Origin of the sequence: Allobosea sp. Root670, assembly GCF_001429415.1 — a bacterium.
In the GTDB taxonomy this organism is placed as follows: Bacteria; Pseudomonadota; Alphaproteobacteria; order Rhizobiales; family Beijerinckiaceae; genus Allobosea; species Allobosea robiniae.
The window spans coordinates 1-20,830 of the sequence record NZ_LMJU01000006.1 but is presented as its reverse complement, the minus strand read 5'-3'; the positions used below and the strand labels follow the sequence as shown (position 1 = coordinate 20,830).

Genomic DNA, 20,830 nt, shown 5'->3' with positions numbered 1-20,830 from the left:
CGTTCCGGAATGGATCCCGGGCCTCCCTTCGGTCGCTCGGGATGACCGTGTGTGGACTGGAAACGAAACCTACGGGCAGGGATTGCCGACGAGCTGATGGATCGCGTCGATCTTTGCCTCAACCTCCGGCGAGAGCGTCACGTCGATCGAGGCGATGTCGGTCCTGAGCTGCTCCATCGAGGTCGCGCCGATGATGTTGGCGGTCACGAAGGAACGGCTGTTGACGAAGGCGAGCGCCATCTGCGCCGGGTCGAGCCCGGCTTCGCGGGCGAGCGCGATATAGCGCTTGATCGCCTCCTCCGCTCCGGCCGTCTGGTAGCGCTGGCCGCGGTCGAACAGCGTCGTGCGGGTTCCCGCCGGACGGGCGCCGTCGAGATATTTGCCGGTGAGAAAGCCCTGCGCCAGCGGCGAATAGGCGAGCAGGCCGACATCCTCGCGCAGCGCCACTTCGGCGAGCGCCGTCTCGAAGGTGCGGTTGAGCAGGCTGTAGGCGTTCTGGATGGACTGCACCCGCGGCGTGCCCCGGATTTCCGAATCGCCAACGAAGCGCATCGTGCCCCAGGCGCTCTCGTTGGAGAGGCCGAGATGGCGGATCTTGCCGGCCTTGATCACCTCCGCGAAGGCATCGAGCTGCTCGGCGATCGGCGTTTCGTCGGCCGGCTGCTCGAAGGCTGCCTTGGAGAATCGCGTCGGATTCGAGCCCCAGGGCATCGGCCGCTCCGGGAAATGGATCTGGTAGAGGTCGATATAATCCGTCTGCAGCCGCTGCAGGCTCTTGTCGACCGCTTCGAAGATCTGCTTGCGCGTCACCCGCGTCGGGCTCTTGTCGTCGCGGAACCAGGTATTGCCGCCGCGTCCGCAGATCTTCGACGCCAGGATGATCTTGTCGCGCTTGCCGCGCGCCTTGAACCAGCTGCCGACGATCCGCTCGGTCGAGCCTTGCGTCTCCGGCTTCGGCGGGATCGAGTACAGCTCGGCGGTGTCGAAGAAATTGACGCCCTGCTCGACGGCATAGTCCATCTGGGCATGGCCTTCGGCCTCGGTGTTCTGCTCTCCCCAGGTCATGGTTCCCAGGCAGATCACCGAGACCTTGAGATCGGTGCGTCCAAGGCGGCGGTATTCCATGGCGAAGCAACTCCGGGAGCGGGGCCGGCGGGCGGCGATGCGGAAACGGAAATACGCCGCGCGGAGAACCCGCGGGCGGATCAGGACCTGGGCGGCAGGCTGGCGATGAAACGCTCGACCGTCGGCAGGATGGTCCGGACGATGACGGCGACGCCCTCGGCCGTGGGATGCAGCCCATCCGCCTGGTTCAAAGCGCGGTCTCCCGCGATGCCTTCCAGGAAGAACGGGTAAAGCACCAGCCCGTGCGTCTTCGCAAGCTCGGGATAGATCGCATCGAAGCGTTTCGCATAATCTTCGCCGAGATTGCGCGGCGCATACATGCCGGCGAGCAGCACCGGGATCTTCCGCTCGGTCAGGCGCACGATCATCGCCTCGAGGTTTTTCCGGGTGAGCGCAGGGTCGATGCCGCGCAAGGCATCGTTGGCGCCGAGTTCGAGGATGACGCCGTCGGTGCCGTCGGGCACCGACCAGTCGAGCCGTTCGAGCCCGCCCTGCGTCGTGTCGCCGGAGACGCCGGCGTTCACGATTTCGACAGCGAGACCCTTCTGGCGCAACGCCTGCTCCAGAACGGTGGGGAAGGCTGCGCTGCCCGGCAGGTTGTACCCCGCCGACAGCGAATCGCCGAAGGCGACGAGCTTCAGCGATCGCGCCGCGCTCGCGTTGGAGGGAGGAGTCTGCGCGCCGGCCATGTCAGGAGACCCGATGAAAAGCAGCAGGAACGCGACCAAAAACGTCGCAGCCGATTGGACAAGCGCGAAGCTGAGCCCATATGGCCGCAGACCGTACCGTGCCGAGAACCTGCCCCGTTCGGGGCGCGATTCCGTGCGAACGGGGATGGCGATGGGTCGTGAAATCAGGATCATGGCGTGATGAGCGAGAAGGCCGCTTCGGCAATCGAGTTGCAGGATGTCCACCTGAGTTTGGGGCGCGGCGCCGCCCGCGTCCATATCCTCAAGGGCGTCTCGGTGTCACTGGCGGATGGTGAGGCGACCGGCCTCGTCGGCCCCTCCGGCTCCGGCAAGTCGACGCTGCTGATGACCATGGCCGGTCTGGAGCGCCCCGATTCCGGCCTCGTCAAGGTCGCCGGCCAGGATCTCGGCGCCCTCGACGAGGACGGGCTCGCGATCTTCCGCGGCCGGCATATCGGCATCGTCTTCCAGTCGTTCCATCTCGTCCCGACGATGACGGCGCGCGAAAATGTCGCCCTGCCGCTGGAGCTCGCCGGCCATACGGACGCCTTCTCCCGCGCCGAAGCGGAACTGCGCAATGTGGGTCTGGGCCATCGCATGGACCATTATCCAGCCCAATTGTCCGGCGGCGAGCAGCAGCGCGTCGCGATCGCACGTGCCGTCGCGCCTGACCCGGCGATCCTCGTCGCCGATGAGCCCACCGGCAATCTCGACGAATCGACCGGCCGTGCGATCGTCGACCTGATCTTTGCCCTGAAGCGCGAGCGCGGCGCGACGCTGGTGCTCGTCACCCACGATCTCTCACTCGCCGCGCTTTGCGAGCGCACGGTCCGTCTGCGTTCCGGCGTGATCGAGGCCGAGCCCGAGACGGTGGTCGCCTGACGATGCACGCTCCCGTCAAGCCGCCGCAAAGCCCGGCCTATCGAACCCCAGGCATCGGCCTCGTCCTGCGCCTCGCTATCCGCGACCTGCGCGCTGGCCTGCGCGGCTTCGGCATCTTCATCGCCTGCCTTGCGCTCGGCGTCATGACCATCGCTGCCGTCGCATCCGCCTCGCGCGGCCTGACTGAGGGCCTCGCCCGCGAAGGCCGTCGCATCCTCGGCGGCGATGCCGCCTTCAGCCTGATCCACCGCGAGGCGACGCCGCCCGAACTCGCTTTCCTGACTGCGCGCGGCACCGTTTCCAGCATCGCCACCATGCGCGGCATGGCCAATGCAGGCGAGAAGGGCGCGGCTCTCGTCGAGATCAAGGCGGTCGACGCCGCCTATCCCAGCATCGGTACGGTCGAGACCGACCCACAGACGCCGCTGTCCGGCCTGCTCGACCAGCGCGACGGCGTCTACGGCGCGGTCGCCGATCCCGTCCTGTTTGGACGGCTCGACCTCAAGCCTGGCGACATCGTCACGGTCGGCGGCGCGAAAATCCAGCTGCGTGCCAATCTCGTTTCCGAGCCCGACAAGATCGCGGCCGGCGTCGGCTTCGGCCCACGCCTCCTGATGTCGCAGGAGGCGCTGAAGGCGACCGGCCTGATCCAGCCCGGCAGCCTGATCCGCTGGACCTATCGCCTCCAGCTCCCGCAAGCCGCGACAAGCGACGCCGACCTTGAGAAGCTGATCGCCGATACCGGCGCGCAGCAGCGCGACGCCGGCTGGGAAATCCGCTCCCGCGCCAATGCCGCGCCGAGCTTCCAGCGCAATCTCGAGCGCTTCACCCAGTTCCTGACGCTGGTCGGCCTCACGGCCCTGCTGGTCGGCGGCGTCGGTGTCGCCAATGCGGTGCGCCGCTTCGTCGAGGCCAAGAAGCTCGATTTCGCCACGATGAAGGCCGTCGGAGCCACCGGCGGACGCGTCGTCGCGATCCACCTCACCGAGGTCATGCTCGTCGCCGCGATCGGCACAGCGATCGGCCTTGTGCTCGGCGCCGCCGCGCCCTTCGGCCTCGGCGCCGTCGTCCAGAGCATCCTGCCGGTGCCGTTCGAGCCGACGCTGGCGCCGGGCGAGCTCGCCATCGCCGCGCTGTACGGCCTGCTGACCGCCTTCGTCTTCGCGATCATCCCGCTCGGCCGCGCCCATGACATTTCCGTCTCGGCCCTGTTCCGCGACAAGGTCGAGCCCGATCCGCGCCGCCCCCGCGCGATCTACCTCCTGCTTTGCGGGCTCGCGCTCGCAGGCCTCGCCGGCGTCGCCATCGGCTTCGCCTATGATCGCCGGATCGCGCTGATCTATATCGGTGTGATGTTCGGCGTCTTCCTGCTGCTGCGCGCCGTCTCGTTCGGCCTGATGGCAATCGCCCGCCGCATCCCGCGGCCGCGCCGCCCGGCGCTCCGCATGGCCCTCGCCAACAGCCACCGGCCGGGCGCTCTGACGCCCGCGCTCGTGCTCTCGCTCGGCCTCGGCGTCGCGCTGCTCTCGGCGCTGTCCTTCATCGATGTCAGCCTGACCCGGCAGCTCACCGGTGCCCTGCCCGACAAGGCGCCGAGCTTCTTCTTCCTCGACGTGCCCAGCCGCGATTCCGAGCGCTTCGACGCCTTCCTCGCGGCGGAACGGCCGGGAGCGAAGACCGAGCGCGTGCCGATGATGCGCGGCCGCATCGTCTCCGTGAACGAGACCCGCGCCGAGGATATCAAGGCGAGCGAGCAATCCGCCTGGGTGCTCGATGGCGACCGCGGCATCACCTATGCCGCCACCCTTCCGGAAGGCTCGCGCGTCTCCGCCGGCGAATGGTGGCCGGCCGATTATCGCGGGGAGCCATTGGTCTCCTTCGACGCCCAGAACGCTGCCGGCATCGGCCTGAAGATCGGCGACAAGCTCACCGTCAACGTGCTCGGCCGCAACATCACCGCCCGCGTCGCCAATTTCCGCACGGTCGACTGGCGCTCCTTCGGCATCAATTTCGTCATGGTGTTCTCGCCCAACACCTTCGCGGGCGCACCGCACACCAATCTCGCCACCGTCGCGTCGAGCCCCGACGGCAAGGGCGCGACCGATGCCGTGCTGATGCGCCGCCTCGCGCTCGACTTCCCGGCGGTGACGGCGGTGCGGGTCAAGGACGCGCTCGAAGCGGTCAACACCATCGTCGCTCAGCTCGCCATGGCGATCCGCGGCGCCTCCGGCCTCGCCATTGCCGCCAGCCTGCTGGTTCTGGGTGGCGCACTCGCCGCCGGACAGCGGGCGCGGCTCTATGACGCGATGATCCTGAAAACGCTGGGCGCTACCCGCCGCTTCATACTTTCGTCGTACGCCCTTGAATACGCCGCCATCGGCCTCGTCGCGGCCGTCTTCGGCGTTGTCGCGGGTACTGCGGCGGGCTGGGGCATCGTCACGCAAGTGATGCGAATCGAATTCGTCAGTGACCCGACCGGTGCAATACTCTCTGCGACTGCCGCTGTCGGGGTTACCGTCCTGTTCGGTCTGGTCGGTACGATAAAAATACTGACGAAAGCGCCGGCTTCTCATCTCAGAAATTTATGATGACTATCTGAGGCCGGGCCTCGATAGACATTAAAATCCTGTAATTCTGCATGAGTGCGGCACCGAACTTCTATTACCCGCCGGGCCTTAACCATGGCGGGGTCTTGTAAGGAAAGCGAAAGCCCCTCATATTCCCGTCATCGCGACGATCGATCGCGAGGACGGCTGGCGCCTGCGCGCTTGCCGTCGTCCGAAACACCGTCAGGGGAAACTCGCTTAATGAGCAACTTCGACCGCAATGCTCCAGTCTGGGGTGCCGGCCGCGCACAGCAGACCAGCGCCGTCGAGATGGATCAGGGCCTGCGCTCGTTCATGCTCGGCGTCTACAACAACATGGTGATCGGCCTTGCGATCTCGGCGCTGTTCGCGCTGGGCATCAACAAGATGGCCGTGACCGATCAGGCCAACGCCGTCGCCAAGATCGGCAACACCTACCTCACCTCCTTCGGCCAGCTGCTTTATGGCACGCCGTTGATGTGGGTGGTCGCGCTGGCGCCGCTGGCCTTCATCTTCTTCTTCTCGTTCCGCGCCGACAAGATGTCGGCCTCGTCCGCCCGGACGATGTTCTTCGCCTTCGCAGCGGTGATGGGCGTCTCGCTCTCGACGATCCTGATCCGCTACACCGGCGCGTCGGTGGTGCAGGTCTTCTTCATCACCGCGGCGGCCTTCGGTGGCCTCAGCCTCTACGGCTACACCACCTCGAAGTCGCTCTCCGGCATGGGCTCGTTCCTGGTCATGGGCCTGATCGGCCTGATCCTGGCCTCGATCGTGAACATCTTCCTGGCCTCGGGCGCTCTGGGCTTCGTCATCTCGCTGGTCGGCGTCGGCATCTTCGCCGGCCTGACCGCCTGGGACACCCAGCGCCTGAAGGAGATGTATCTCTACTCCGAGCTCGGCCCGGAGGAAGCTGCGAAGCTCTCGGTGAACGGCGCGCTGTCGCTCTACCTGAACTTCATCAACATGTTCCAGTTCCTGCTCGCGCTGATCGGCAACCGCGAGTGAGAATGACAGGCTCCTGAACGGGAGTGCACGAGCCCCGGCCCCACGGCCGGGGCTTTTTCTTTGGGCGGGCCTTCCCTTCTGGCACGCAGATTGCTCATGCTTTGGGCATGACGCCGCCTTCGATCCGCCCGGCCGCAACGGCCGACATCCCCGCCATCGCCGCGATCTACACCCACGCGGTGCTGCACGGCACCGCCTCCTGGGAGCTGGAGCCGCCGGGCGAGGCCGAGATGCAGCGGCGCTACGAGGCGATCCTGGCCGGCGGCTACCCCTATCTCGTCGCGGAGCGGGAGGGTGCCATCCTCGGCTATGCCTATGCCGGCGCCTACCGGCCGCGACCGGCCTATCGCGCCACCGTCGAGAACTCGATCTATGTTGCACCGACGGCGCAGGGGCTTGGCATCGGCAGCCTGCTGCTCGACGCCCTGATGCAGGCCTGCGCCGCGCGCGGCTTCCGCCAGATGATCGCGGTGATCGGGGACGGCACCGGCGCCTCGATCGGCTCGCGCCGCCTGCATGAGCGCGCCGGCTTTCGCCTGATCGGCGTTGCCGAGAAGGTCGGCTTCAAGCACGGCCGCTGGCTCGACCAGATGCTGATGCAGAAGGAACTGGGCGAGGGCGGCCGCACGCCGCCGGGCATCTGAACCCGGCGCGGGCAGGCCTGTCAGCTCACCACGCTGAGCTTGTTGTCGAGCACCTTGAGCACGCGCGAGAGTTCCGAGCCGCGCTTCAGGATCAGCCCGGTCGCCGCGACAACCGAATAGGCGCCCTGCCGCCGCGCCAGCGCCGGATCCTTGACGATCCGGTAGAGCGGCATCTCCGACGAGCGCCGGAACACCGAGAACTGTGCCTTGTCCTTCAGGAAATCGATGGCGTAGTCGCGCCATTCGCCGGCCGCGACCATGCGGCCATAGAGGTTGAGCAATTCGCTGAGTTCGCGCCGGTCGAAGGTCACGGGCGCCGGGCGCGCCGGCACCGGGAAATTGACGACCGCACCGGCGGCTTGCGATTGCGGCGTTTCGCTTTCGCTCATGGCGCCTCCCTGTCCGGGGCCTCACCAAATCATTCCGGGATGATGCGCCCACAGTCCTGCGCTGGCAAGGGATGCCGGCGCAGCAATCACATTCGCGCGCGAGTCGAGCCCTCACGGCGATTGCCCCATTTTCGCCGCGAACGCGTCAAGCGAGCGCCAAGTTGCGCCGTTCAACTCTCCTCGTTGCCTCGACGGCCCGGTTTCGCTGATCACCGGTTTGTCAGCCCCCCAGCCCCCCGGAGTTCGGGCGGAGCCGGGCCACCGAGTCGGGGCCAACTAGCGGCTGGCATTGCGCCGGCCGTTTTTCTTTTGTGGCAATGCTCGCGGCCGGCGCGCCGGAACCCGGCTCACCGCACCTGCCGGTGATACTCGGCGTTGGGCCGCATATCGACCGCCGAGGCCATCCGGTTCGACATGTTGTAGAAGGACGCGACGGCGCCGATATCCCAGATATCGCGCGCGTTGAAACCCGCCTTGCGCAGGCCTTCGCGATCCTCTTCCCCGACGAGATGCGGGGTTTCCGTCAGCTTGACCGAGAAATCGAGCATGGCGCGGTGCCGCACCGAGAGATCCGCTGCCCGGTAGTTCATCACCAGCAATTCGCCCAGCACGGGATCGCCCGAGAGCTGGCGCACCGCCGCACCGTGGGCGGTGAGGCAATAATAGCAACGGTTCACGCTGGAGACCGCCACCGCGATCATCTCCCGCTCCAGCTTCGACAGGCCGGAAGGCGCCAGCATCAGGTCGTTGTAGAAGGCGGCGAAGGCCGTGAGCTTGGCATCGTCATGCGCATAGGAGGTCAGCACGTTCGGCACGAAACCGAGCTTCTCCTGGCATTTCGCGAAATAGGCCTGGTTCTCGGCCGAGAGCGCACCGGGCTTCAGATCCAGAGCCATCACGCTCGGGGGCGAATCCTGGCGCGCCGGCTCTTCTCCCACCTTGGGTTTGTCATGCTTTGTTGCCATGGTGTGTCCTGTCGAGTCGGGGGAGCGTCAGTTTGCCGCTTTTTCAGGCACGGCAAGTTGAAAGGCTCCGCAGCCTATGTCATCGCTGCGGCAAAACAACTGGGGTTGGGATATGGGCAAACGGGTGACGAACGCGACTGCGAGTGCAATCGCAGCGATCGAGGCCGCAACCACCGGACTGAAGAGTTCGATGCCCGCCGAGTTCCCCCGCCTGCTCTTTGGCCGTTCCGTCGCCGAGGATCTCGAGGCCCTGCCGGCCGAAATGCTGGCTCACACTGCGGCCGCGGCCTTCGAGCACCTCGCCCAGCCGCGCAAGCCCGAGACGATCAACCTGCGTTTCCGTGACGAAGAATTCGGCGAGGGCGAGCGCAGGAACCAGCTCACCGTTCTCGAAGTCGTCAACGACAACAAGCCGTTCCTGCTCGATTCGACGCTGGCCGAACTGCAGGAGCAGGGCCACGAGCCGCGCCTCGTTGCTCATCCGATCCTCGCGGTCGCCCGCGACGCCAAGGGCAAGTTCGCCTCGCTCGCCGGCGAAGCCGCCGGCCGCGCGCCCGAAGGCACGCGCCGGGAGAGCCTGCTCCATATCCACGTCCCGCGCATCGACACGCCGGAGGCGCGCGAAAAGCTGCGCATCGGGCTCGAGCGCGTCTATGCCGATGTCGCGCTGGCGGTCGACGATTGGGCCGCGATGCGCGGCCGCATCACCGAGGTGATCCAGGCCTACCGCGCCAATCCGCCGCCGCTGCCGGAGGACGAGATCAACGAGGCGCTGCAATTCCTCGAATGGATCGCCGGCGACAATTTCACCCTGCTTGGCATCCGCGCCTATCGCTTCCCCGGCGGCGACGTCGCCGCCGACCCGATCGAGGGCTCGGGGCTCGGCATTCTCCGCGACCCGACGGTCAAGGTCCTGCGCAAGGGCCGCGAACTGGTCACGGTGACACCCGAGCTGCGCTCTTTCCTGGCCAAGCCGCAGGCGCTGATCATCACCAAGGCCAACGTCAAGAGCCTGGTCCATCGCCGCGTTCATCTCGACTATGTCGGCGTCAAGCTGTTCACACCGGATGGAAGGCTCGACGGCGAGCTGCGCATCGTCGGCCTGCTGACCTCGAACGCCTATACCGGCTCGGCCCGGGCTATTCCTTATCTGCGGCTGAAGGTCGCGCGCGTCGCCAAGAATATCGGCTTCGACCCGGCGAGCTATTCCGGCCGGGCGCTGATGAACGTGCTCGACGCCTATCCGCGCGACGAGCTCTTCCAGATCGACGTGGCGACGCTGGAGCAGTTCGCCCTCGACATCCTTCAGCTCACCGAGCGGCCGCGCATCCGCGCGCTCGCCCGCGTCGACGAGTTCGACCGCTTCGTCTCGATCCTCGTCTTCATCCCGAAGGACCGCTACGACACCACGGTGCGCCAGCGTGTCGGTGATTTCCTGGCGCGGGTCTATGGCGGGCGCCTCTCCGCCGCCTATCCCGCCTATCCCGAGGGGCCGCTCTCGCGCACCCACTACATCATCGGCCGGGACGAGGGCAAAACCCCGCGCGTCGAACGCGCCACGCTGGAATCCGGCATCAGCGCCATCGTCCGCACCTGGAGCGATGGGCTGAAGGACGTGCTCGACCAGGAGAAAGCCGGCCCGGCCGCCCGTGCGCTGGCCGAGCGCTATGCCGCGGCCTTCGGCGCCGCCTATCGCGAGCGCTTCTCGGCGGCTGACGCGCTCGTCGATATCGAGATGCTCCAGCAGCTCACGCCGGAGCGGAGCCGCGCCGTCAATCTCTACCGGCGCGAGGGCGACGACGCCAAGCGCGCCAATCTCAAGGTGTTCTCGCGCGGCGCGCCGATTTCGCTCTCCGCCCGCGTGCCGGTGCTGGAAAACATGGGCTTCCGCGTCGTCAACGAGCGGACCTACAACGTCATGCCGCAAGGCAATGGCGACACTGTCCGCATCTGGCTGCACGACATGACGCTGGAGCGCGCCGACGACGGCGAGATCGATATCGAGCATCTCGATCCGACCATCGAGGCGGCGCTGATGGCGCAGTTCCGCGGTCTCGCCGAATCCGATCGCTTCGACCAGCTCGTGCTCGCCGCCGGCCTCGCCTGGCGGGAAGCGGCCCTGCTGCGCGCCTTCGGCCGCTATCTGCGCCAGGCCGGCGCGCCCTATGCCCAGGGCTATATCGCCGACGCCCTGACCAGCCATCCCGACATCGCCTCGGGGCTCGTCGCCTATTTCGCCGCGAAGTTCGACCCGCGCATCGCGGCAAGCGAGCGCGAGCAGCGCATGGCCCAGAAGCATGCCGAGATCGAAGAGGCACTCGACGCCGTCACCAGCCTCGACGACGACCGCATCCTGCGTCGCCTCGTCAATCTGGTCGATGCTGCGCTACGCACCAACTTCTTCCAGATCGGCCCCGACGGCCAGCCGCGCCAGACCATCACCTTCAAGTTCGACTGTGCCAGGGTCGACGGCCTGCCGCTGCCACGCCCGCTCTACGAGATCTTCGTCTATTCGCCACGCGTCGAGGGCATCCATATGCGCTTCGGCAAGGTCGCCCGCGGCGGCCTGCGCTGGTCCGACCGGCCGCAGGATTTCCGCACCGAGGTGCTCGGCCTGGTCAAGGCGCAGCAGGTCAAGAACGCGGTGATCGTGCCGGTCGGCGCCAAGGGCGGCTTCTTCCCGAAGCAGCTTCCGCCGGCCTCCGACCGCGCCGCCTGGCTCGCCGAGGGCACCGAGAGCTACCGCATCTTCATCCGCAACCTGCTGGAACTCACCGACAATCTCGACGGCGAGACCATCGTGCCGCCGCCGGATACGGTGCGTCATGACGGCGACGATCCTTACCTCGTCGTCGCCGCCGACAAGGGCACGGCGACCTTCTCCGACACCGCCAACGCGATCTCGCTGGAGAAGCATCACTGGCTCGGCGACGCCTTCGCCTCCGGCGGCTCGCAGGGCTATGACCACAAGGGCATGGGCATCACGGCCCGCGGCGGCTGGGAAGCGGTGAAGCGCCATTTCCGCGAGGTCGATGTCGACATCCAGACCACGCCCTTCACCGTCGCCGGCGTCGGCGACATGTCGGGCGACGTCTTCGGCAACGGCATGCTGCTCTCACCGGCGATCAAGCTGGTCGCGGCCTTCGACCACCGCGACATCTTCCTCGATCCCGACCCGGACACGGCGAAGTCCCTGGCTGAGCGCCAGCGCCTGTTCAAGCTGCCGCGCTCGTCCTGGGCCGATTACGACAAGAGCCTGATCTCGAAGGGCGGCGGCGTGTTCTCGCGCCAGGCCAAGAGCATCCCGCTTTCCCCGGAAGTGCGGGCGCTGCTCGATCTTGACAAGAAGGAGGTTTCGCCGCCCGAGCTGATGACGGCGATCCTTAAAAGCCGCGTCGACCTGCTCTGGTTCGGTGGCATCGGCACCTATATCCGCGCCTCCGACGAGACCGACGCCCAGGTCGGCGACCGCGCCAATGATCCGATCCGCATCACCGGCAACGATCTCAGGACGCGGGTCGTCGGCGAGGGCGCCAATCTCGGCGTCACCCAGCGTGGCCGCATCGAGGCGGCCCGCAAGGGCATCAGGATCAACACCGACGCGATCGACAACTCCGCCGGCGTCAACACCTCCGACGTCGAGGTCAACATCAAGATCGCGCTCGCCGGCCCGGTGAAGGACGGTCGCCTGAAGGAAGACAAGCGCAACGAATTGCTGGCCGCGATGACCGACGAGGTCGGCGACCTCGTCCTGCGCAACAACTACCTGCAGACGCTGGCGCTTTCGCTGACGGAGGCGCAAGGATCGGCCGCAACGCCGGGCCTGCGCTTCCTGATGCAGACGCTGGAGAAGGATGGCCGGCTCGACCGCGCGGTCGAGTACCTGCCGAGCGATGCCCAGCTCGCCGAGCGCGAGAAGCGCAGCGAAGGCCTGACCCGGCCGGAACTCGCGGTGCTGCTCGCCTATGCCAAGCTTTCAGTGCACGACGCGCTGCTCGAATCCTCGGTGCCGGACGATCCCTATCTCGCGACCGAACTCGTGCGCTATTTCCCGAAGGCGCTGCGCGAGGCCTATCCGGATGCGATCGCCAGCCACAAGCTGCGCCGCGAGATCGTGGCGACGCAGCTCGCCAACGCCATCGTCAACCGTGGCGGCCCGGCGCTCGTGCCGGTGCTGGCAGCACTGACCCGCTCGGACGCGCCGGCCATCGCCGCGGCCTACGCGATCGCGCGCGATTCCTTCGATCTCATCGCGCTCAACGGCGAGATCGATGCGCTCGACGCGAAGATCCCCGGCAAGACCCAGCTCGGCCTCTACGGCGCCGCGCAGGAACTCGTCACCAACCGGATGGGCTGGTTCCTGCGGCGCGGCGTCGCCAAACCCGGCACGATCGAGCAGACCATCGCGCGTTACGCCAAGGGCGTGAGGGAACTGTCGGAGGAACTCGGCAGCCTGCTGCCGGAGGCCGCTTCGCAGGCAAGGCTCGCGCGCATCGCGGTGCTCTCCTCGGAAGGGGTGCCGGAAACGTTGGCCGCTCGCGTTGCCAGCCTGCCGGCGCTGGCCGAGGCGACCGACATCGTCGATATCGCCGAGCGCAGCAAGCGCAGGATCGGCGAGGTCGCCCGCATCCATTTCGGCATCGATGCGCAATTCGGCCTGTCGAGTCTCAAGGCGGCGGCGGCCGCCGTGCCGGCGACGGACGACTATGAGCGCCTTGCTCGCGAACGGGCGATCGAGACGCTGGACGACGCCCATTCCAGCCTGACGCAGGAGGTTTCGGCCTCGGCCAAGGGCCAGGGCACGCTGGAAAGCTGGCTGGCGGAGCGCGGCGAGGATGCGGAACGCACCCGCACCACGATCAACGCGATCACCAGCTCCGGTCTCACCTTGCCGAAACTGATGGTGGCAGCCGGCATGCTGGCCGACCTGCCGCGCAAGCATTAGATTGCCGAGTGCGCTACGCGCGAAGCGATCTAGGCTGAGTGTCATGACATCGGACCGGAAGGCGGCATCCGCTTTTCGGTCCGATGCACTTTTTTGAACGGAAAGACCGATGACCGGCGAAGCCGACACGACCACCCGCATCGACCCGAAGCTGCTTGAAATCCTGGTCTGCCCGCTGACCAAGGCGACGCTGGAATACGATGCTGCGAAGCAGGAGCTGATCAGCCGCCCTGCCAAGCTGGCCTATCCGATCCGCGACGGCATCCCGATCATGCTGCCGGAAGAAGCACGCCAGCTGGAAGATTGAGGCTCACGCCGTTCCCCGGCAGCGCATGACGGTCAAAGCGCCTCGCCCCGCAGCAGCCGCGGCGTCGCTCCGGCGACGCCCGCAGCCTCGCGGATGAAGAAGCGCTTCAGCCCCGGCATCCGGTCGACCAGACCAAGCCCGAGATCGCGTGCCAGCCTGACCGGCGTCGCATCGTTCGAGAACAGACGATTCAACCCGTCGGTCACCGCGCCCATCGCCACGGTGTCGAAGCGGCGCGCCTTCTCGTAATCTTCGAGCACGTCGGCCGAGCCGGGGTCGAGACCCAGCCGGGCCGCGTCGACGATGGCCTCGGCCAAAGCCGCGACGTCCTTCAGGCCCAGATTGAGCCCCTGTCCGGCGATCGGGTGGATCAGATGCGCGGCATCGCCCAGCAGGGCCAGCCGCTCGCCGACGAAACGCCGGGCCACGCCGAAGCCGAGTGGATGCGCGCTCACCGCGCTTTCAAGGGCGATCTCGCCGAGTTCAAGCCCGAAACGCCGCTCGATCTCGGCCAGCATGTCCTGGGCGTCGAGCGAAAGCAGCGGTCCGACATTCTCCTTCCGCTCGGTCCAGACGATCGAGGAGCGATGCCCGAGCCTGCCGCCATCGGCCAGCGGCAGGATCGCGAAAGGCCCCGACGGCAGGAAATGCTCGACGGCCCGTGCCTGATGAGGCCGCTCGTGGCCGATCGTCGCGACAATGCCGGACTGGCCGTAATCCCAGCCGACCCAGCCGATGCCAGCCTGTTCGCGCAGCTTGGAGCGAGCGCCATCGGCCGCGACGAGCAAGGCTGCCTCGCAGCGGGTTTTGTCTCCGAAAGCGATCTCGACCGCCGTATCATCAGCGGTGAACCGGCGCACGCCAACACTGCGGAGCTCGACACCGGCCCCCTCGCAAGCTGCCTTCAAGGCCGCGACCAGCGCTGCATTCTCGACCATATGGGCAAAGGGCTGGCCGGGCTCGACCTCGCCATCGAAGGTCAGGAAGACCGGTCGGACGGCGTCCTCGGTCCGGCTGTCCGAGACGATCATCTCCAGCATTGGCTGGGCGGTATGGGCGATCGTCTCCCAGATGCCGAGCGTCTCCAGCATCGCCCGCCCGCCGGCCGCGACCGCATAGGCGCGGTTATCGGCGCGCGGTGCAGCCGCCAGAGCCGGATCGGCCAGGATCACCGCGAAATCCTCGCCCAACCCCTGCTTCAGCGCCAGAGCCAGCGCCAGCCCGGCGATGCCGCCGCCCGCGATGACGATGCGCATGGCGCTGTTGCCCTGTTCGATAGCCATGCCGTCCTTCTCTCCGCGTCGACTTGACGCCACGGGATGCCTCGGTGCTGATGCCAGGCGAAACCGGCTGTCCCTGTGCGGGCCGCCGGCCGCTCCGTCAACCTGACCGCGATGCCGCCGACCATGTCCCAGATCAGCGCCTCCCTGACGGCGATTCTCGACCTCGAACCGCTCGAGCGCAACCTGTTCCGCGGTCGCAGCCCGAAATCGACCTGGCCGCGCGTCTTCGGCGGGCAGGTGATCGCACAATCGCTCTATGCCGCCTGCAAGACGGTCGAGGGTCGGCAGCCGCATTCGCTGCATGCCTATTTCCTGCTGGCGGGCGACCCCGAAGTGCCGATCGTCTACGAGGTCGATCGCCTGCGCGACGGCCGTTCCTTCACCACGCGGCGCGTGCTCGCCATCCAGAAGGGCGAGGCGATCTTTGCGATGTCGGCCTCCTTCCATGTCGATGAGCCCGGCTACGAGCACCAGATGCCGATGCCGAAGGTGCCGATGCCGGAAGAGCTGCCGGATCGCGAGGAGATGGCGAAACTGTTCAATTCGCCACAGCCCAATCCGCTCCAGACCTTCTACCAGCGCAAGCGGCCGATCGAGATCCGCCCGGTCGAGCTCGAACGCTATCGCGGCAGCGTCAACCTGGAGCCGAAGTTCAACGTCTGGATCCGGGCGATCGAGCCACTGCCCGACGAGCCGGCCTTCCACCAGAGCGTGCTCGCCTACGCCTCCGACCTGCTCCTGCTCGATTCCAGCCTGATCGCCCATGGCGCGACGGTGTTCGATCAGAAGATCCAGGCCGCGAGTCTCGACCACGCCCTGTGGTTCCATCGCCCGTTCCGGGCCGACGACTGGCTGCTCTATTCGCAGGACAGCCCCTCGACGTCCGGCGCGCGTGGCTTCTCGCGCGGTCTCATCTTCGATCGGCAGGGCCGCCTGGTGGCGTCAGTGGCGCAGGAAGGCCTCGTCCGACCCCGGCCTGATCTCGGCTGACCCGATTTCAGGCAGCTGCGCAGAAACCAGACGATTGCCTTATTATTAGGCAGACCCGACGGTTCTTCCCGCTTCTCCTGCATGATTTCGCCTCTGGATGCGGCTTTGCCGCTCCGGGAGCACGTTGGCACGTCCCTTGAATTGCATGTTGCGACGCAACTGCGGTCCCGCAGGCGCGAGAGGTGCAACGAGATCGCCGGGGCTGACGACCGGGCGGCGCAAACGGGAAGCCCAGCACATGAAAATCGTGATGGCGATCATCAAGCCGTTCAAGCTGGAGGAGGTGCGCGACGGGCTCACCGCCGTCGGCGTTCACGGCCTGACCGTGACCGAGGTGAAAGGCTACGGCCGCCAGAAGGGTCACACCGAAATCTACCGCGGCGCCGAATACGCGGTGAGCTTCCTGCCGAAGATCAAGATCGAGGTCGCCGTCTCCGACGATCTCGTCGACCGGGTGATCGAGACGATCACCACCGCGGCCCGCACCGGCCAGATCGGTGACGGCAAGATCTTCGTCTCCTCGATCGAGAAGGCCGTGCGCATCCGCACCGGAGAGACCGATGCCGACGCGCTCTGAGCCCCGCCCCCTCAAGGAGTTTTCGACGATGATTCTCAGGACCTCGCTGCGGGCCGGATCGGCTGGTCTCGCTCTCGCCGCACTCTCGGTCAGCACCGCGCTGGCACAGGCGCCGGCTGCCGCTGCCGTTCCCAACAAGGGCGACACCGCCTGGATGCTGGTCTCGACGCTGCTCGTGCTGTTCATGACGCTGCCTGGCCTCGCGCTGTTCTACGGCGGCCTCGCCCGCTCGAAGAACATGCTCTCGGTGATGAGCCAGGTCACGGCCACCGCCGCCGTGATGTGCATCGTCTGGGTCGTCTATGGCTACAGCCTCGCCTTCACCGGCGGCGGCTCGCTAACCAGCTTCATCGGCTCCTTCTCCAAGGCCTTCCTGGCCGGCGTCACCAACGAGACGACCTCGGACACCTTCACCAAGGGCGTGGTGATCCCCGAATATGTCTTCATCTGCTTCCAGATGACCTTCGCCATGATCACGCCCGCGCTGATCGTCGGCGGCTTCGTCGAGCGCATGAAGTTCTCGGCGCTGCTGCTCTTCGTCGTGCTGTGGGCGACCTTCGTCTATTTCCCGATGGCGCACATGGTCTGGTTCTCGGAAGGGTATCTCTTCACCCTCGGCGCGCTCGACTTCGCCGGCGGCACGGTCGTCCACATCAATGCCGGCATCGCCGCCCTCGTCGGCGCGCTGGTGATCGGCAAGCGCATCGGCTACGGCAAGGAACTGATGTCGCCGCACTCGCTGACGATGACCTTCATCGGCACCGCCGTGCTCTGGGTCGGCTGGTTCGGCTTCAATGCCGGCTCGAACCTCGAGGCCACCGCCGGCGCGGCGCTCGCCATGATCAACACCTTCACGGCGACCGCCGCAGCGGCGCTGGGCTGGCTCTTCATCGAATGGATCGTCAAGGGCAAGCCCTCGCTGCTTGGCATGCTCTCCGGGATCGTTGCCGGCCTGGTCGCGGTCACCCCGGCTGCCGGCCTCGTCGGCCCGATGGGCGCGATCGTGCTCGGCGCGATCGCAGGCGTGGTCTGCTTCTTCTTCTGCACCACGGTGAAGAACGCGCTCGGCTACGATGATTCGCTCGATGTCTTCGGCGTTCACGGCGTCGGCGGCATCATCGGCTCGATCGGCACCGGCATCTTCGTCGCCCCGGCGCTGGGTGGCGTCGGCGTCGCCGATTACGCGATGGGCGCCCAGGTCTGGAAGCAGTTCGTCGCCGTCGCCGTCGCCGTCATCTGGTGCGGCGTCGGCTCCTTCGTCCTGTTCAAGATCATCGATGCGGTGGTCGGACTGCGCGTCACCTCGGACCAGGAACGCGAGGGCCTCGACATCGCCGAGCATGGCGAGCGCGCCTACAACATGTGATCCTCCCACCGCTTCGGCGGTACCTCGACCCCGGCGGGCAACCGCCGGGGTTTTTCTTGGCGTCAACCCGGCTCGTTCACGACGATCTCCAGGACCTGTACGCCGTCGGGCAGTTCGATCAGGAATTCGGCGTCACGCGCCAGGTGATGAATGCGGCGTGGATCGGGGCCGGCGAAGGGCGACATCGCCTCGATGCTCTCCCAATAGGAAATCGTGACGAATTCGCTCTCGGTCTCGCGATCCTCCCGGAACATCTGCGCGCCTAGTGCCTTTTCCAGCAAGGGCGCCACGCCCTCGCTCCTCAGATAGACCGCGTAGGCATCGGCCTTGGCGCGCGTCGTGCGGCCGCGCCAGATCCGGGCGATCCGGGCTTGAATGGTCTTCGATACGGTCATGGAACACCTCCTTTCCGTCTCGAACTCAAGGCAGCGCACCGCGATCCGTTCCATCCGCTCCCGACAATCGGCGGCAGGAACCGGCGAGCGCGGTTCAAGGTTAAGCGGGTCTTAACCTCGGCTTCCTAACCTTCCGCTGATGGCCGAATGGTGCGGCCCGACAGTCCGGACAAGACCCGAAACCGCATGCGCACGATCCGCCGCTCCCAATCGCTCATGGACCGCCTGCCTGACCCGGTGCGCGAGTTCCTGTCGCGCCGCGCCTCGGAGCTGACCGGAATGGGCGTTCTCGCCCTGATGATCGCCATCTCCACGGCGCTGGCGAGCTGGTCGGTCGACGACCCCAGTCTCAACAACGCCACCAGCGGCGCCATCCGTAACTGGCTCGGCCGCCCCGGCGCCATGGTCGCCGATCTCCTGATGCAGCTCATCGGCCTCGGCGTCATCGCCCTGCTGTTTCCGCCGGTGATCTGGGCGCTCCGGCTCGTCCGCTTCCACATCTTCGATCGTGGCGCGCTGAAGCTCGGCCTCTGGGTCATCGGCGTCGCTGCGACTGCCGCCGTCGCCAGCGCCCTGCCCGCGACCCCGCGCTGGCCGCTGCCCACCGGCATGGGCGGCGTGATCGGCGACGGCCTGCTCTTCGGCACGCGCAATATCGCGGGCATCGCCGGCGGAGCCGTCGGCAGCCTCGTCGGCTTCCTCTATGCCGGCATCGCCATTCTCGCCGTCACCGCCGCCGCCGGCTTCGGCTTCGTCACGGACGAGGACCCGGTTCTCGACAGCGACGAGGCCGAGGACAACTGGTCCGACAGCGACGAGCGCCGCGACGACGAGCCGGGCATCGCCGTCATCCTGATCGGCTGGCTCGCCCATGGCGCGATGGCGCTGCGGGCCGCGATCCTGCGCCGCCTGCCGCAGCCGCCCGAGCCGGCCGTCGATACCGGCCTGGTTCCGACCCGTGACAACGGCCGCGTTCGCCGCGAGCCACAATTCGGCGAGGCGCCGGCCGGGCGCCGCGGCCTGCCCGATTTCGATCCCGAGCCCCTGCCCGGTGCCCGCCCCACCACGCCCGGCCGGGCGACCGACGATTACGACGCGCCTTTCGATCTCGACGACGAGCCGCAGGATCTGCGCGATCTCAACGCTCCGCGCGTGGCCATGCCGCGCGCCGCGCCGAAGCCCGGCAAGCGCATGCAGCGCGAGGCCCAGCCCTCCCTGCTCGACCGCGACTCATTCGAATTGCCGCCGCTGACCTATCTGGCCGAGCCGAAGAAGGTCGCGGCGAACGCGGTCTCGACCGATGCGCTGGAGCAGAACGCCACGCTGCTCGAAGGTGTGCTCGAGGATTTCGGCGTGCGCGGCGAAATCTCGCAGGTGCGCCCCGGTCCGGTGGTGACGCTCTACGAGCTTGAGCCGGCTCCGGGCACGAAATCCTCCCGCGTGATCTCTCTCGCTGACGACATCGCGCGTTCGATGAGCGCGGTATCGGCGCGTGTGGCGGTGGTTCAGGGCAAGAACGCGATCGGCATCGAACTGCCCAATACCCGTCGCGAGACCGTCTTCCTGCGTGAGCTCCTCGCCAGCCAGGATTTCGAGGCGACCAAGCACAAGCTCGCGCTCTGCCTCGGCAAGACCATCGGCGGCGAGCCGGTGATCGCCGATCTCGCCCGCATGCCGCATCTGCTCGTCGCCGGCACCACANAAGCACAAGCTCGCGCTCTGCCTCGGCAAGACCATCGGCGGCGAGCCGGTGATCGCCGATCTCGCCCGCATGCCGCATCTGCTCGTCGCCGGCACCACAGGCTCGGGCAAGTCGGTCGCGATCAACACCATGATCCTGTCGATCCTCTACCGGCTGAAGCCGGAGGAGTGCCGCCTGATCATGGTCGACCCCAAGATGCTCGAACTCTCCGTCTATGACGGCATCCCGCATCTGCTCACCCCCGTCGTCACCGACCCGAAGAAGGCGGTCGTCGCCCTCAAATGGGCGGTGCGCGAGATGGAGGAGCGCTACAAGAAGATGTCGAAGCTCTCGGTGCGCAACATCGACGGCTTCAATGCCCGGGTCGGCGAGGCCAAGGCGGCCGGCGAGGTCATCACNGGAGGAGCGCTACAAGAAGATGTCGAAGCTCTCGGTGCGCAACATCGACGGCTTCAATGCCCGGGTCGGCGAGGCCAAGGCGGCCGGCGAGGTCATCACGCGGACCGTCCAGACCGGCTTCGACAAGCACAGTGGCGAGGCGATCTACGAGGAGGAGGTCATGGACCTCGAGCCTCTGCCCTATATCGTCGTCATCGTCGACGAGATGGCCGACCTGATGATGGTCGCCGGCAAGGAGATCGAGGGCACGATCCAGCGCCTCGCCCAGATGGCGNGCCCTATATCGTCGTCATCGTCGACGAGATGGCCGACCTGATGATGGTCGCCGGCAAGGAGATCGAGGGCACGATCCAGCGCCTCGCCCAGATGGCGCGTGCCGCCGGCATCCATGTCGTGCTGGCGACACAGCGCCCCTCGGTCGACGTCATCACCGGCACGATCAAGGCGAACTTCCCGACCCGCATCTCCTTCCAGGTCACGAGCAAGATCGACTCGCGCACGATCCTCGGCGAAATGGGCGCCGAGCAGCTGCTCGGCCAGGGCGACATGCTCTACATGGCCGGCGGCGGGCGCATCACCCGC

16 protein-coding genes and 3 pseudogenes are annotated in these 20,830 nt (G+C 67.0%); 13 read left to right on the top strand and 6 right to left on the bottom strand.

Annotation, left to right across the window (positions count from 1 at the left end; translation table 11 throughout):
- Window positions 1–69 precede the first annotated feature (69 nt).
- Together ASE61_RS08665 and ASE61_RS08660 are read right to left on the bottom strand one after the other, a co-directional pair.
- Window positions 70–1,125 (bottom strand): aldo/keto reductase, encoded by a 1,056-nt coding sequence (locus ASE61_RS08665; protein ID WP_061966497.1) that lies wholly within the window; start codon window positions 1,123–1,125, stop codon window positions 70–72.
- A gap of 80 nt (window positions 1,126–1,205) precedes the next feature.
- Window positions 1,206–1,814: an arylesterase gene (locus ASE61_RS08660; RefSeq protein WP_156407027.1), complete on the bottom strand. Its 609-nt coding sequence runs from the start codon at window positions 1,812–1,814 to the stop codon at window positions 1,206–1,208.
- Window positions 1,815–1,994: 180 nt separating this feature from the next.
- Here ASE61_RS08660 and ASE61_RS08655 point away from each other — a divergent pair, with 180 nt between their 5' ends.
- The 4 genes from ASE61_RS08655 (at window position 1,995) to ASE61_RS08640 (ending at window position 6,930) form a co-directional block, all read left to right on the top strand.
- Window positions 1,995–2,696, top strand: a complete 702-nt coding sequence (locus ASE61_RS08655; protein WP_061966496.1) for an ABC transporter ATP-binding protein — start codon at window positions 1,995–1,997, stop codon at window positions 2,694–2,696.
- Window positions 2,697–2,698: 2 nt separating this feature from the next.
- The gene (locus tag ASE61_RS08650; protein WP_061966495.1) at window positions 2,699–5,284 is read left to right on the top strand and encodes an ABC transporter permease; all 2,586 of its coding nucleotides are present in this window, start codon (window positions 2,699–2,701) and stop codon (window positions 5,282–5,284) included.
- A gap of 219 nt (window positions 5,285–5,503) precedes the next feature.
- Window positions 5,504–6,286 carry a Bax inhibitor-1/YccA family protein gene (locus ASE61_RS08645; protein WP_061966494.1) on the top strand — a complete coding sequence of 261 codons (783 nt, stop codon included), beginning with the start codon at window positions 5,504–5,506 and terminating at the stop codon, window positions 6,284–6,286.
- A gap of 107 nt (window positions 6,287–6,393) precedes the next feature.
- Window positions 6,394–6,930 carry a GNAT family N-acetyltransferase gene (locus ASE61_RS08640; protein WP_061966493.1) on the top strand — a complete coding sequence of 179 codons (537 nt, stop codon included), beginning with the start codon at window positions 6,394–6,396 and terminating at the stop codon, window positions 6,928–6,930.
- Window positions 6,931–6,950: 20 nt separating this feature from the next.
- On the opposite strand, the gene ASE61_RS08635 is transcribed toward ASE61_RS08640, so the two are convergent.
- Both ASE61_RS08635 and ASE61_RS08630 read right to left on the bottom strand, forming a co-directional pair.
- Complete coding sequence (locus ASE61_RS08635) at window positions 6,951–7,319, bottom strand: DUF2794 domain-containing protein (protein WP_061966492.1); 369 nt, start codon at window positions 7,317–7,319, stop codon at window positions 6,951–6,953.
- Window positions 7,320–7,666: 347 nt separating this feature from the next.
- Window positions 7,667–8,215, bottom strand: coding sequence for a peroxidase-related enzyme (locus tag ASE61_RS08630; RefSeq protein ID WP_061966491.1), 549 nt, complete (start codon window positions 8,213–8,215; stop codon window positions 7,667–7,669).
- A gap of 181 nt (window positions 8,216–8,396) precedes the next feature.
- Here ASE61_RS08630 and ASE61_RS08625 point away from each other — a divergent pair, with 181 nt between their 5' ends.
- Together ASE61_RS08625 and ASE61_RS08620 are read left to right on the top strand one after the other, a co-directional pair.
- Window positions 8,397–13,229 carry an NAD-glutamate dehydrogenase gene (locus tag ASE61_RS08625; RefSeq protein WP_156407026.1) on the top strand — a complete coding sequence of 1,611 codons (4,833 nt, stop codon included), beginning with the start codon at window positions 8,397–8,399 and terminating at the stop codon, window positions 13,227–13,229.
- Between the two features lie 109 nt (window positions 13,230–13,338).
- Window positions 13,339–13,536 carry a Trm112 family protein gene (locus ASE61_RS08620; protein ID WP_061966490.1) on the top strand — a complete coding sequence of 66 codons (198 nt, stop codon included), beginning with the start codon at window positions 13,339–13,341 and terminating at the stop codon, window positions 13,534–13,536.
- 32 nt (window positions 13,537–13,568) lie between these two features.
- On the opposite strand, the gene ASE61_RS08615 is transcribed toward ASE61_RS08620, so the two are convergent.
- Window positions 13,569–14,819, bottom strand: coding sequence for a ubiquinone biosynthesis hydroxylase (locus ASE61_RS08615; RefSeq protein WP_082617315.1), 1,251 nt, complete (start codon window positions 14,817–14,819; stop codon window positions 13,569–13,571).
- Between the two features lie 123 nt (window positions 14,820–14,942).
- Here ASE61_RS08615 and tesB point away from each other — a divergent pair, with 123 nt between their 5' ends.
- The 3 genes from tesB (at window position 14,943) to ASE61_RS08600 (ending at window position 17,752) form a co-directional block, all read left to right on the top strand.
- Window positions 14,943–15,809: an acyl-CoA thioesterase II gene (tesB, locus tag ASE61_RS08610; RefSeq protein ID WP_061966541.1), complete on the top strand. Its 867-nt coding sequence runs from the start codon at window positions 14,943–14,945 to the stop codon at window positions 15,807–15,809.
- 238 nt (window positions 15,810–16,047) lie between these two features.
- Entirely contained in the window at window positions 16,048–16,386 is a 339-nt protein-coding gene (locus tag ASE61_RS08605; RefSeq protein ID WP_061966489.1) for a P-II family nitrogen regulator, read from the top strand.
- A gap of 28 nt (window positions 16,387–16,414) precedes the next feature.
- On the top strand, window positions 16,415–17,752 hold the full coding sequence (locus ASE61_RS08600) for an ammonium transporter (RefSeq protein ID WP_061966540.1): 1,338 nt from the start codon (window positions 16,415–16,417) through the stop codon (window positions 17,750–17,752).
- A 62-nt stretch (window positions 17,753–17,814) separates the two neighbouring features.
- On the opposite strand, the gene ASE61_RS08595 is transcribed toward ASE61_RS08600, so the two are convergent.
- Complete coding sequence (locus tag ASE61_RS08595; protein WP_061966488.1) at window positions 17,815–18,147, bottom strand: hypothetical protein; 333 nt, start codon at window positions 18,145–18,147, stop codon at window positions 17,815–17,817.
- 147 nt (window positions 18,148–18,294) lie between these two features.
- Between ASE61_RS08595 and ASE61_RS26975 the strand changes: the two are divergent.
- The 4 genes and pseudogenes from ASE61_RS26975 to ASE61_RS27090 form a co-directional block, all read left to right on the top strand.
- Window positions 18,295–19,848, top strand: a pseudogene (locus ASE61_RS26975) (DNA translocase FtsK 4TM domain-containing protein); the annotation flags it as partial.
- A gap of 1 nt (window position 19,849) precedes the next feature.
- Window positions 19,850–20,247, top strand: a pseudogene (locus ASE61_RS27100) (FtsK/SpoIIIE domain-containing protein); the annotation flags it as partial.
- Window position 20,248: 1 nt separating this feature from the next.
- A pseudogene (locus ASE61_RS27095) lies at window positions 20,249–20,522 on the top strand (FtsK/SpoIIIE domain-containing protein); the annotation flags it as partial.
- 1 nt (window position 20,523) lies between these two features.
- Window positions 20,524–20,830, top strand: a 307-nt coding sequence (locus ASE61_RS27090; RefSeq protein ID WP_274532853.1) for an FtsK/SpoIIIE domain-containing protein, incomplete at both ends; no start/stop codon positions are given.

Bases quoted from the DNA above. Each gene is read 5' to 3' on its own strand.
- ASE61_RS08665 (WP_061966497.1), bottom strand. From the start codon at position 1,125: ATGGAATACCGCCGCCTTGGACGCACCGATCTCAAGGTCTCGGTGATC.
- ASE61_RS08660 (WP_156407027.1), bottom strand. From the start codon at position 1,814: ATGGCCGGCGCGCAGACTCCTCCCTCCAACGCGAGCGCGGCGCGATCG.
- ASE61_RS08655 (WP_061966496.1), top strand. From the start codon at position 1,995: ATGAGCGAGAAGGCCGCTTCGGCAATCGAGTTGCAGGATGTCCACCTG.
- ASE61_RS08650 (WP_061966495.1), top strand. From the start codon at position 2,699: ATGCACGCTCCCGTCAAGCCGCCGCAAAGCCCGGCCTATCGAACCCCA.
- ASE61_RS08645 (WP_061966494.1), top strand. From the start codon at position 5,504: ATGAGCAACTTCGACCGCAATGCTCCAGTCTGGGGTGCCGGCCGCGCA.
- ASE61_RS08640 (WP_061966493.1), top strand. From the start codon at position 6,394: ATGACGCCGCCTTCGATCCGCCCGGCCGCAACGGCCGACATCCCCGCC.
- ASE61_RS08635 (WP_061966492.1), bottom strand. From the start codon at position 7,319: ATGAGCGAAAGCGAAACGCCGCAATCGCAAGCCGCCGGTGCGGTCGTC.
- ASE61_RS08630 (WP_061966491.1), bottom strand. From the start codon at position 8,215: ATGGCTCTGGATCTGAAGCCCGGTGCGCTCTCGGCCGAGAACCAGGCC.
- ASE61_RS08625 (WP_156407026.1), top strand. From the start codon at position 8,397: ATGGGCAAACGGGTGACGAACGCGACTGCGAGTGCAATCGCAGCGATC.
- ASE61_RS08620 (WP_061966490.1), top strand. From the start codon at position 13,339: ATGACCGGCGAAGCCGACACGACCACCCGCATCGACCCGAAGCTGCTT.
- ASE61_RS08615 (WP_082617315.1), bottom strand. From the start codon at position 14,819: ATGGCTATCGAACAGGGCAACAGCGCCATGCGCATCGTCATCGCGGGC.
- tesB (WP_061966541.1), top strand. From the start codon at position 14,943: ATGTCCCAGATCAGCGCCTCCCTGACGGCGATTCTCGACCTCGAACCG.
- ASE61_RS08605 (WP_061966489.1), top strand. From the start codon at position 16,048: ATGAAAATCGTGATGGCGATCATCAAGCCGTTCAAGCTGGAGGAGGTG.
- ASE61_RS08600 (WP_061966540.1), top strand. From the start codon at position 16,415: ATGATTCTCAGGACCTCGCTGCGGGCCGGATCGGCTGGTCTCGCTCTC.
- ASE61_RS08595 (WP_061966488.1), bottom strand. From the start codon at position 18,147: ATGACCGTATCGAAGACCATTCAAGCCCGGATCGCCCGGATCTGGCGC.